9 protein-coding genes are annotated in these 11885 nt (G+C 63.8%); 5 read left to right on the top strand and 4 right to left on the bottom strand.

What is annotated here, in order from left to right; translation table 11 throughout:
• The first annotated feature begins 110 nt into the window (after positions 1–110).
• A complete protein-coding gene (locus NKH97_RS32705) occupies positions 111–1397 on the top strand; it encodes an NAD(P)/FAD-dependent oxidoreductase (RefSeq protein WP_352441043.1) in 1287 nt (428 codons plus the stop codon).
• Between the two features lie 262 nt (positions 1398–1659).
• Entirely contained in the window at positions 1660–2487 is an 828-nt protein-coding gene (locus NKH97_RS32700; protein WP_352611482.1) for an SH3 domain-containing protein, read from the top strand.
• A 91-nt stretch (positions 2488–2578) separates the two neighbouring features.
• Here NKH97_RS32700 and NKH97_RS32695 read toward each other — a convergent pair whose 3' ends face one another.
• On the bottom strand, positions 2579–3325 hold the full coding sequence (locus NKH97_RS32695; protein ID WP_128302651.1) for an SDR family oxidoreductase: 747 nt from the start codon (positions 3323–3325) through the stop codon (positions 2579–2581).
• A 314-nt stretch (positions 3326–3639) separates the two neighbouring features.
• Here NKH97_RS32695 and zwf point away from each other — a divergent pair, with 314 nt between their 5' ends.
• From zwf to edd, 3 genes are all read left to right on the top strand, one after another.
• Positions 3640–5109 carry a glucose-6-phosphate dehydrogenase gene (zwf, locus tag NKH97_RS32690; protein WP_023809187.1) on the top strand — a complete coding sequence of 490 codons (1470 nt, stop codon included), beginning with the start codon at positions 3640–3642 and terminating at the stop codon, positions 5107–5109.
• On the top strand, positions 5091–5807 hold the full coding sequence (gene pgl, locus NKH97_RS32685) for a 6-phosphogluconolactonase (RefSeq protein ID WP_352799867.1): 717 nt from the start codon (positions 5091–5093) through the stop codon (positions 5805–5807). The genes zwf and pgl overlap by 19 nt, the downstream gene beginning before the upstream one ends.
• Before the next feature lie 73 nt (positions 5808–5880).
• Positions 5881–7704 carry a phosphogluconate dehydratase gene (edd, locus tag NKH97_RS32680; protein ID WP_352611480.1) on the top strand — a complete coding sequence of 608 codons (1824 nt, stop codon included), beginning with the start codon at positions 5881–5883 and terminating at the stop codon, positions 7702–7704.
• A gap of 68 nt (positions 7705–7772) precedes the next feature.
• Here the strand turns inward: edd and NKH97_RS32675 are convergent, their stop codons facing one another.
• From NKH97_RS32675 to folD, 3 genes are all read right to left on the bottom strand, one after another.
• Positions 7773–9437 (bottom strand): vWA domain-containing protein, encoded by a 1665-nt coding sequence (locus NKH97_RS32675; RefSeq protein ID WP_352632560.1) that lies wholly within the window; start codon positions 9435–9437, stop codon positions 7773–7775.
• Between the two features lie 373 nt (positions 9438–9810).
• Complete coding sequence (locus NKH97_RS32670; protein ID WP_032908654.1) at positions 9811–10809, bottom strand: GlxA family transcriptional regulator; 999 nt, start codon at positions 10807–10809, stop codon at positions 9811–9813.
• A 20-nt stretch (positions 10810–10829) separates the two neighbouring features.
• Positions 10830–11729, bottom strand: a complete 900-nt coding sequence (gene folD, locus NKH97_RS32665) for a bifunctional methylenetetrahydrofolate dehydrogenase/methenyltetrahydrofolate cyclohydrolase FolD (RefSeq protein ID WP_352611478.1) — start codon at positions 11727–11729, stop codon at positions 10830–10832.
• Positions 11730–11885 lie beyond the last annotated feature (156 nt).

The raw sequence follows: 11885 nt of genomic DNA, 5'->3' as shown, positions 1-11885 counted from the left end.
CGGCAACCGTCTTGCATCCGCGTCTCGCCTGCTCGGCTACGCGCATACGCCCCACCCCGCCTACTCCCAACCGCCCCTACTCCCCTACTCCCCTACTCCCTGCGAGCATCATGCCCTACCAATCCCCGATCTCCCCCGGCCGGTCCTGGTATGAGGACACAGCCGGTCCGAGACCTGAATACCCGGCGCTGGATGGCGACCGGGCATGCGATGTCGTCATCGTCGGCGGCGGCTTTACCGGTTTGTCGGCGGCGGCGCATCTGGCCAAGGCAGGCACCAATGTCGTGCTGATCGACGCTTACCGCTTCGGCGATGGCGCCTCCGGGCGCAATGGCGGGCAGCTCGGCACCGGCCAGCGCGTCTGGGCCGAGGACCTGGAAGCCGAGTATGGCTTGGCCCGCGCCAAGGCGCTGTTTGATCTTGCCGAAGAGGCCAAGGCGCATCTCCTCGAATTCACTGCCGCCAACCAGATCGATATCGACTATATGCCGGGCCAGCTCTCGGTGGCGCACAAGCCGCGCTATGTCGACGACTACAAGGCGCATGCCGAGATCATGGCGAGCCGTTTTTCCTACCCGCATATCTCGTTCATGGATGCCAGGGAGACGGCGGAGCGGTTGGGCTCGACCGCCTATTTCGGCGGCACGCGCGACACCGGCACCGGCCACATCCATCCGATGAAGCTGGTGATCGGCACGGCGCGGGTGGCAGCGCTTGCAGGCGCGCAGCTGTTCGAGGGGACGCCGTCGACCGGCATCATCTCCAGCGGCGGCAAGGTCAAGGTTTCGACACCGAGGGGGACGGTGACGGCGCAGAAATGCCTGATAGCGGTCAACGCCTATGGCGGCGCGCTCGAGCCGGTTAGTGCGGCGCACATCATGCCGATCGGTTCCTTCATCGGTGCGACCGTGCCTCTGGGAGCGGACTCGAACGTTTTGCCGGGCGGCGAGGCGGTCGACGATTCCCGCTTCGTCGTGCGCTATTTCCGCAGATCGAAGGACGGACGGCTGCTGTTTGGCGGACGCGAGGTCTATGGCGTCAACGATCCGAAGGATATCCACATTCACATCCGCCGCCAGATCGCGGAACTCTATCCGGCGCTCGGGGATGTCGAGATCACGCATGGCTGGGGCGGCTATGTCGGCATCACGGTGCCGAGAAAGCCTTTCGTGCGCGAAGTGATGCCCAATGTGATCTCGGCCGGCGGCTATTCCGGCCACGGCGTCATGCTGTCGAACTACTTCGGTAAACTCTATGCCGAAACCGTTGCCGGCAACCGCGACCGGCTGAAGCTGATCGAGGATCTGAAAATCCCGCCGTTCCCCGGCGGTCGGCGCTTCCGCACGCCGCTGCTGTTCCTGGCGCTCAACTGGTTTGCGTTGCGGGACAGGATCTAGCCGACCGACCTGGTGTAATATTGTAATATTCATTGTAACATTTGTTGCCCGTGCGACGCATTGCGCAATTTCCCGCAAAGGCGCAGAATCCCCTATAATGGCGTACTGATGCCACAATCGCAGGCGAAAGCTGCCGGTTCTGGGCGATTGTTCGGGGATTGTTGCGGGACTGCCCGCGTTGTTTTTTTGACCTATGCGGATCAGACGCCGGACTTCCGGCACCGACCGATAGAACGTCGGCCCGCTTATGGAGGTGGCAAGAGTGAGAGAGCCCTTCAGTTTCGGTACGCCGGAACGTCGGCGCTTTGCCATGCAGTTCGGATACGACATGCGGCCGTCCTTCTGGCAGGAAATCCGTTCGAACTCGCATCTGGTGATCGCCGCGATCGGCACCGCCGCACTGCTTGGCGTCGCCGCCGTGGCGCTGTGGCTGGCATTGCCGGCCAGCGACAGACAAGCGGCAGCGAGCCCCGAGCAGACCATTCCAACGGTTCCGGTGAAGACGACGAAAATAACCCCGGTTGGGGCCGCGGTCGCCGCGGCAGCCGTGCCGCAGGCGCGCAAGTCCGACGCTATTCCGACAACCGTGGCGGCCGCGCAAGCCAACATCCCCGCACTCGCCGCCAACGATCCGCGCTGGACCGGTTCGCAGCCGAAGGACGCCGCCACTTCCGATTCGACTGCTCCCAGCCAGGCAGCGGACAAGCAAGCTGCGGCATTCGCACAGCCGGCAGCCGATACCGATGCCGCCACCGAACTTGCCAAGGTAGCCGCGCCCAGCGCAGCCGCGGGCAACCACCCCGACGGCGCACAAACCGCCGCCATCCCCGCGGTGCAGCCGCAAGAGCCAGCGGCAGAAGGCGATGACAGCCAAGCCAAGGCGAAGCCCAGGAAAGCCGCAGCCGCCGGAACAGGGCGCATCCTGAGGGCCGTGACCATGCGAAGCGGCCCGAAGAAAAATGCCGCCGCCATCGGTACGGTGCCAGCCAAAACCTCGGTGCAGGTGATGAGCTGCAAGAAATGGTGCCAGATCACCTACAACGGCAAGACCGGCTGGATCTACAAGAGTTACATCAAGACTGGCGCGTGACGTACCCCGCTCTGCGTGAGGCAGGCCTGTTGTTCTGATGCATGTCGTTCTCCCAAACCGGGGCCGCTTTCGAGCGACATACATCAGGCTTTCAGATGCAGCGGCCGCCATCGACCTCCAGCGCCACGCCGGTGATGAAGGCGGCCTCGTCCGAGGCCAGCCAGAGTGCGGCGTTGGCGATGTCGAGCGGCGTCGAAAGCCGGCCGAGTGGGATCGATGCGCGGAACTTCTCGCGGATCTCGGGCGTGTCGGCGCCCATGAATTTCTCCAGCATGCCGGTCTCGCCGGCAACCGGGCAGAGGCAGTTGACGCGGATGTTCTTCGGCGCCAGTTCCACCGCCATCGATTTGGTGGCGGTGATCGCCCAGCCTTTCGACGCATTGTACCAGGTGAGGCCGGGGCGCGGCCGCAGACCCGCGGTGGAGGCCGTGGTCAGGATGACGCCGCCGCCCTGCCGCTCCATGATCGGCACCACGGCAAGTGCCGCGTGATAGATCGCCTTCATGTTGACGGCGGTTATCAGGTCGAAGGTGTCCTCGTCGACGTTGAGCATGTCGCCGTTGCGATGGGTGTAGCCGGCATTGTTGACCATGATGTCGATGCGGCCGAAGGCGCTTTTCGCGGCATAGACCATCTCGTCGAATTCGGAGCGCAGCGAGACATCCGTCTGGGTCCAGATCGCCGCTTCTCCGATCTCGCCGGCGACGCGCTCCGCGCCCCTGGCGTTGAGATCGGCGACAACGACCCTGGCGCCCTCCTGCGCAAAACGCCTGGCAATGCCCTCGCCAAAGCCCGACGCAGCGCCGGTGATGATCGCAACCTTGTTTTCCAGACGCATGTTTTTTCCGCTCACTATTGGTGACCATCAACGGGCACGTCATTGGCGCTCATCCGCGCAAAGCCACGGCTTCTGACCGGATTGGCCGAAAGATGTGGGTCCATCGCCGATTTCTCCTTTGGCTTTCGCGTCGATCCCGCTCTATGCTGCAACTGCGAAGGCTTCCGGAGCCGCGCCTTCGACAAGCCTCCGGGTCATCGGACTGTCAAGGGGCCGGCGCATACACCCAGATGTGACACCATGGCACTGGAAAATTTAAATCGATTAGATTATATCAGCCGCGTCACAGCGACCGGCGTCAAAGCGGACAGACCATGACCAGCCAGATCATCCCCGTCGAGCCTTTCGACTTCATCATTTTCGGCGGCACCGGCGATCTGTCGGAACGCAAGCTTCTGCCGTCGCTCTATTATCGCCAGCGCGACCATCAGTTTTCGGAGCCGACACGCATCATCGGCACGTCGCGCTCGAAAATGAGCGATGAGGAATTCCAAGCCTTCGCCAAACAGGCGATCTCCGAGCACGTCAAGCCGGCCGACATCGACGCCAAGGAACTGAAGACTTTTCTGGCGCGGCTGTCCTACGTCTCCGCCGATGCGACGAGCGGCGCCGGCTTCGACAAGCTCAAGAAGGCGATCGGAGACAGCGACCGCATCCGAGCCTTCTACCTGGCGGTGGCGCCGGCGCTGTTCGGCGACATCTCGCACAAGCTGAAAGAGCACAATCTGATCACGCCGAACTCGCGCATCGTGCTGGAAAAGCCGATCGGCCGCGATCTCGATTCGGCACGCAAGCTCAACGACCTGGTCGGCGACGACTTCCACGAAAGCCAGATCTTCCGCATCGACCATTATCTCGGCAAGGAGACGGTGCAGAACCTGATGGCGCTGCGTTTCGCCAACGCGCTCTACGAGCCGTTATGGAATTCAGCCCATATCGACCATGTCCAGATCACAGTCGCCGAGACCGTCGGTCTGGAAGACCGCGTCACCTATTACGACAAGGCCGGCGCGCTGCGCGACATGGTGCAGAACCATATGCTGCAGCTGCTGTGTCTCGTCGCCATGGAAGCGCCGTCATCGATGGATGCCGACGCCGTGCGCGACGAGAAGCTGAAGGTGCTGCGGGCACTGAAGCGCATCAACGGCAACGAAGCGCCGAAGCACACCGTGCGCGGCCAGTACCGCGCAGGCGCCTCGGCCAGCGGAGCTGTAAAGGGCTATGTCGAGGAGCTTTCCCACGACAGCAATACCGAGACCTTCGTCGCCATCAAGGCCGAGATCGGCACCTGGCGCTGGGCGGGCGTTCCGTTCTACCTCAGGACCGGCAAGCGGCTGGCAACCCGGGTTTCGGAAATCGTCATCGAATTCAAGCCGATCCCGCATTCGATCTTCGGCGACAGCGCTGGTCCGATCTTCGCCAACCAGCTGGTCATCCGGCTGCAGCCCGACGAAGGCGTCAAGCAGTTCATCATGATCAAGGATCCGGGTCCGGGCGGCATGCGGTTGCGCCAGATCTCGCTCGACATGAGTTTTGCGCAGTCCTTCGATGGCCGCGCGCCGGACGCCTATGAGCGGCTGATCATGGACGTCATCCGTGGCAACCAGACCCTGTTCATGCGCCGTGACGAAGTCGAGGCGGCGTGGAAATGGATCGACCCGATCCAGAATGCCTGGGAAAGTGCCAGGCAGGAGGCGCAGGGCTACACGGCGGGCACCTGGGGCCCATCGGCCTCGATAGCACTGATCGAACGTGACGGGCGGACATGGCACGAGAGCAATTGAACAGCGCCGCCTATAGCTGGAACGGCTTCGCCGGGCGCCAGGAACTGGCGGCCGCCCTTGCCGGCCATGTTGCAGGCAGACTGACCAAGGCGATCGCCGAGCGCGGCACGGGGCTGCTCGCCGTCTCCGGCGGCACCACGCCGGCAAAATTCTTCGCCGCCCTTTCGGCGATACCTATCGCCTGGGACAAGGTGATCGTGACGCTGGTCGACGAGCGTTTCGTGCCGGCCTCCTCGCCACGCTCCAATGCCGGGCTGGTAGCCGCCAATCTGTTGCAGAACGTGGCCAAGGCGGCTCGTTTCGTGCCGCTCTATCACGAAGCCACCAGCATCGAGGATGCGGCCTCGTCCGATGATGCAGCGCTCCGGTCCTTGCCATGGCCGCTCGATGTCGTCGTGCTCGGCATGGGGCCGGACGGCCACACCGCTTCGTTCTTTCCCGATGCCGACGATCTGGCAACGTTGCTCGACCCGTCTTGCGACAGGATCGTGCTGCCGGTTCATGCGGCAAGTGCGGGCGAGCCGCGGCTGACCCTGTCGCTGGCGCGCATCGTCGAAGCCGGCTTCATCGCGCTGCACATAGAGGGTGAGGACAAGCGTACCGCCTTCGACGGCGCGGTTGCGCCCGGGCCGCGAAAGCCAATCCGTGCCGTGCTCGACGCAGCACATAAGCCCGTAGAGGTTTTCTGGGCCCCCTGAATCTCGATTTACTCTGGTCCCGGCAAACGGCGGGAGGATGTTTCCGGGACCTCGCCTGAAAGGACCGACCGCCATGACCGCCAGACGCGACATCGAAGCCATCACCGAACGCATCCGTCAGCGCTCAAAACCAGGCCGCGAGCGTTATCTCGGCCGCATCGTCGAGGCATCGAACCGCACCGCCAACCGGGCTGTGCTGTCGTGCGGCAATCTCGCCCACGGCTTTGCGGTGTGCAGCCCCTCGGAAAAGCTCGCGCTTGGCGCCGACAAGGTGCCGAACCTGGGCATCATCACCTCCTACAACGACATGCTGTCGGCGCATCAGCCGTTCGAGACCTTCCCGGCGCTGATCAAGGACGCGGCCCGCGAAGCCGGCGGCATCGCCCAGGTGGCCGGCGGCGTACCGGCAATGTGCGATGGGGTCACGCAAGGCCAGCCCGGCATGGAGCTGTCGCTGTTTTCGCGCGATGTCATCGCCATGGCCGCCGCGATCGGCCTGTCGCACAACATGTTCGACGCCGCCGTCTATCTCGGCGTCTGCGACAAGATCGTGCCGGGGCTGGTGATCGCAGCGCTCACCTTCGGCCATCTGCCGGCGGTGTTCATTCCGGCCGGACCGATGACATCAGGCCTGCCCAATGACGAAAAAGCCAAGGTCCGCCAGCTCTTCGCCGAGGGCAAGGTCGGACGCGCCGAACTGCTGGAGGCCGAGTCCAAATCCTATCATGGGCCGGGGACCTGCACCTTCTACGGCACGGCGAATTCCAACCAGATGCTGATGGAGATCATGGGCCTGCACACGCCGGGCGCTTCCTTCGTCAACCCTGGCACGCCGCTGCGCGAGGCGTTGACCCGCGAGGCGACGAAGCGGGCGCTGGCGATCACCGCGCTCGGCAACGCCTATACGCCTGTCGGCCGGATGATCGACGAACGCTCGATCGTCAACGGCGTCGTCGGCCTGCACGCCACCGGCGGCTCGACCAATCACACCATCCACCTGATCGCCATGGCGGCGGCGGCCGGCATAGCCATCACCTGGCAGGATATTTCCGACCTGTCGGAGGCGGTGCCACTGCTGGCGCGGGTCTATCCGAACGGCCTCGCCGACGTGAACCATTTCCACGCCGCCGGCGGGCTCGGCTTCCTGATCCGCGAGCTGCTCGACGAAGGCATCTTGCATGAGGATGTGCAGACGGTGTGGGGCGAAGGCCTGCGGCCCTATGCGGTCGAGGCAAAGCTCGGCGCCGACGGAGGCGTGGTGCGCGAGGCCTCGCCGAAGGCAAGCGGCGACGAAAAGGTGCTGGCGCCGTTCAACAAGGCATTCCAGGCGACCGGCGGCCTGAAGGTGCTGTCAGGCAATCTCGGCCACGCCGTCATCAAGACTTCCGCGGTGAAGCCGGAGCGGCGTATCATCGAGGCGCCGGCCAAGGTCTTCGACAGCCAGCAAGGGCTGAACGATGCGTTCAAGGCCGGCACGCTGATCGGTGATTTCATCGCCGTCATCCGCTTCCAGGGGCCCAAGGCCAACGGCATGCCGGAGCTGCACAAGCTGACTACCGTGCTCGGCATCCTGCAGGATCGCGGCCAGCGCGTGGCGCTGGTCACCGACGGACGCATGTCGGGCGCCTCCGGCAAGGTGCCGGCGGCGATCCATGTCACGCCGGAAGCGGTCGAGGAGGGTCCTATCGCCAGGATCCACGAAGGCGACATCATCCGGCTCGACGCCGAAGCCGGCACACTCGAAGTGCTGGTGCCGGCCGGCGACTTCGCTTTGCGCCGGACGGCGGATGCCGATCTCATCGGCAACGAGTTCGGTTTCGGCCGCGAGCTGTTTGCCGGCTTTCGACAACTGGTCGGCCGCGCCGATCATGGCGCCAGCGCCTTCGGCACGGCTTGACGGCAGTTCTGCGTAGTTCACAAAAAAGGGCGGCACATGGCCGCCCTCTTGCGGTTGTGCATACGATTCTATTGCACGGTTAGCTCGGCTCGCTCGCCGGCCTTGACCGTCACGTTGCCTTCTTTGGAACTGTTGTCGGATTTCTCCGAGACGACGGCGTAGTCGCCCGCAGGGATCGCTGCCTGATACTTCTGGTCGAATGCATAGCCAAGCGACTTGCGGTTGCCGTTGATGTCCTTCTTGGCCTCGAAAATCTCGATCTTCGAGGCTCCGGGCGCGGTGATCGCCAGCACGCCGGCATTCATTGCGACCTTCAGATCCTGAAATTCGCCCACCTTGACAGTGAACGGCTGCTCGACGACGGCGAGATCAACCGTCGCAATCAACACATAGTCATCGGGTGGCAGATCGAATTTGCTGTCGGGTCCGTAGGCATAGGTCACCTCGTCCCTGGTTCCATCGATCTTCTTTTTTGCCTTGAGCACCTTGAAGCCGATGCCTGAACCGTCCGCCTTGTCGCCGCCGGCAGCATAGTAAGCATTGGCAACGACATGGCCGACACCGGCAATCATGTCCTTTTCCACGGTCTTGCCGGCAGCCAGCGGGATCGTATCGGTAGCCACGCCCTGCCCGATCGTGACAGTCACCTTCTGGTCGCCGGCCGGCAACACGGCTTTCGTCGTCCCATAAAAGGTCGCGGGCATGTCTGCACCCGGATAATCGATGACGACAGCCGCGCCATCGACGACATCCGCCCCCGCGTTCGGTCGCGGGTGGATGATCAGCGTGCCGGCATTCAAGTTGAAAAGCGGCTTGTAGACCTGGCCTGCCTCGATCTTGACCTTCTGCTCGGTCTTCGCCTGGCCGTCACTGGCCACGACGATATAGTCGCCCGGTTCCAGATTGGCCTTGTAGGCGCCGTATTCGGTGCTGACGTAGTCGCCGCGCGTACCGTCGGGTTTCGCCTTGTAGATTTCCCAGGCGTTGCCGTCGGTGACGGGATCGCCGCCCTCGGCAAGCACTGCTATCGGCTGGAAATTGAAGTCCGGTTTGGCCGGCTCCGGTGCGGGCGCTGGCTCCGGTGCCGGAGCGGGTGCCGGTTCCGGCACCGGCGCCGCCACGGTCTCGGCAAGCGCCTCCTGCAGCGCCTTCTCGTCGGAGGCCTGGATGTATTTGCCGCCGGTGTTGTCGGCGAGGCAGGCGATCTGCTTGCCCTCGTCGGCGGTGAGGCCGAAGCCGACGACATCGGCGGTGAAGTCGACGCCGGATGCCTCGAGCTCCTTGCCAAGCGCGCAGGGGTCGCCGCCGCATGTTTCGAGCCCGTCGGTGATGAGCACGACGGTCGCCTTGTCCTCGGTGTATTTCAGCGCCTCGGCCGCCTGTTTGACCGCCGCCGTCAGCGGCGTCTTGCCGAGGAATTTCAGGCTGTCGGCGGCGGCCGAAATGGCGCTGCCCGAACCTGCCTGAGGCGGCACGATCAGCTGGATGTCGTCGCAGCTGCCCTTTTCACGATGGCCATAGGCCATGAAGCCGATCTCGTCGTCGGTGGGGACCGATTGAAGCACGGTTCGAAGCGACTCGCGGGCGATTTCGAGCTTGGGCTTGCCGTCGATCTGCGCCCACATCGAGCCGGACGCATCGAGAATGATGATGACCTTGTTTGCGGCGAAGCCGAACGTCGTCATCGACAAAAGGAGGACCGCCGCCGCGACACTCCGTGCAAGTCCCGCCATCGAAATCTCCTAAATCCACCCCTGATCCGGGCGGCAAGCTATTTGACGCGGCGCCGGGACACAAGTCCCGGCGCCCGGTGCGTAGGGCTCCGAACCCAGCTTGACAAGGACCTGACGACAGCCAGTTCGGTGGTGCCGGCAGTGCCGGCAGTTTTTGCGATAGGAATTTTTTCTTGACTCTATGCCCTCAGCTATGATACATTTTCGCCCATGGTGCTGATTTGCGCCAAGTGACCCGCCGCACAGGCGGGTTTTTCGTTTGATGCACCGTCAGCCTACGCGGCGAAGGCACCGAAGGAACCCGTTAACCCGAAGTCGCTGCCCTGGCCCGATGCGCCGGGCCGAATGCCGAACTTTTCAGCGGAAGCGGAATTCAATAGGTCGTGCGGCGCTCTTCCGAGGGCGGCCTGCCGAATTGCAGCCGGTAGCTCTGGGCGAAGTAGGAATGCGAGGTGAAGCCGGTCGCGATCGCCACGTCGAGGATCGGCATGTTGGTCTGGCGCAGCAGTTCGCGCGCCCGCTCCAGCCGCAACCGCATGTAATAACGGCCGGGCGTGACGCTGAGATGGCGCAGGAACAGGCGCTCGACCTGGCGCACCGAAAGGCCGGCGGATTTGGCCAGCTGTACCGCCGACAGCGGCTCGTCGAGGTGGTCGGCCATCAGTTCGACGATACGCCTAAGCTTCTCCGACTTGCCGGTCAGGTCGCGTTCCGGCCCGACGCGCTGACGGTCGCCGGCCGAGCGGATGCGTTCGTGCTGGAACTGGTTGGCGACGCCATTGGCGAGGTTCGAGCCGAAATCGCCGCGCACGATCTCCAGCATCAGGTCGATCGAAGTGGTGCCGCCGGCACAGGTGTAGCGCTTGCGATCGATCTCGAAGACGTTGCCGGTGCAGTTGATGTCGGGGAAGCGTTCGACGAAGCCGGCACGGTTTTCCCAATGGATGGTGCAGCGATAGCCTTCGAGCTGGCCGGCCTCGGCCAGCAGATAGGAGCCGACCGACAGGGCACCCAGCGCATTGCCGCGCCGGCCCCAGCTTCGCAAAGCCGCCAGCACCTTGCTCTTGCCGGGGAATTCCGTCGTCAGCCCAACCGAGACGAACAGGATATCGACCGGCGGCAGGTCGGCAACGGCATAGTCGATCTTGAGCGGCAGGCCGTTGGAAGCCATCACCGGATCGCCATCGGCCGACACCGTCGTCCAGCCGTAGAAGTCACGGCCGAGCAACCGGTTCGCCGACCGGAACGTATCGATCGCGGCAGCCAGCGAGAACATGGAGAACTTGTCGACCAGCAGGAATGCGAACTGCCGGCCACCTTGAACGGGGTCCGCGATGACCGGCCGTTCTGAGGGAACACTGGGGTTCGGCAAAGCTGCGGCTTTCTGGCGGGTCAGAAGGACGGCCGTTTCAATCCGGCCGCAAGGTAGGCCGAGGCTAACGTATTGGCCATCAGCATGGCAATGGTCATAGGCCCGACACCGCCAGGCACCGGCGTGATGGCGCCGGCGGCCTTGGCCGCTTCGGCATAGGCGACATCGCCGACGAGACGGGACTTGCCCTCGCCCTTTTCCGGCGCCGGAATGCGGTTGATGCCGACATCGATGACGGTGGCGCCTGGCTTGACCCAATCACCCCTGATCATCTCCGGCCTGCCGACGGCCGCGACAAGAATGTCGGCGGTGCGGGCAAGTGCCGGCAGGTCCCTGGTGCGGCTATGGGCGATGGTGACGGTGCAATTGGCGGCAAGCAGGAGGTTGGCCATCGGCTTGCCGACGATGTTGGAGCGGCCGACGACGACGGCGTTGAGACCGGACAAATCCTTACCGCGCACCCGCTCGATCAGAAGCATCGAGCCGGCCGGCGTGCAAGGCACGAAGGCTGTCTCGAGTTCACCGGTGCCGAGCTTGCCGACATTGATGAAATGGAAGCCGTCGACATCCTTTTCCGGCGCGATGGTCTGGATGATCTTGCCGGCGTCGATGTGGGCCGGCAGCGGAAGCTGCACGAGGATGCCATTGATGGCCGGATCGGCGTTCAGGTCGCCGATGATCTTCAGCAGTGCCGGTTCCGAGGTTTCGGCCGGCAGCGTGTGCTGAACGGAATGAAAGCCGCATTCCTTGGCGGTGCGCGACTTGGACGCGACATAGACCTGGCTGGCGGGATCCTCGCCGACGATGACCACTGCAAGACCAGGCTTGGCCTTGCCCTTGGCGACAAGTTCAGCCGTCAGGGTCTTGACCGTCCCCACAACGTCCCCGGCAACGCTCTTGCCATCAATCACTTCGGCCATGGACTACCCTCAACACCAGAATGCCCAAGTGCGTGGCGTGCGCAAGCGGCCCCCGGTTGGGGGTTTCACAGCGGGGCGTTTTGAACCAAATTACAACAAGCAATCCCGCCAAAGCGCCGTCCCCTGGCGTTTTAGCGAGACCGGCCAGTTTTTGTT

The sequence above is a fragment of the Mesorhizobium sp. M0870 genome, assembly GCF_040319775.1.
In the GTDB taxonomy this organism is placed as follows: Bacteria; Pseudomonadota; Alphaproteobacteria; order Rhizobiales; family Rhizobiaceae; genus Mesorhizobium.
This window is presented reverse-complemented; position numbering and strand designations above follow the sequence as displayed.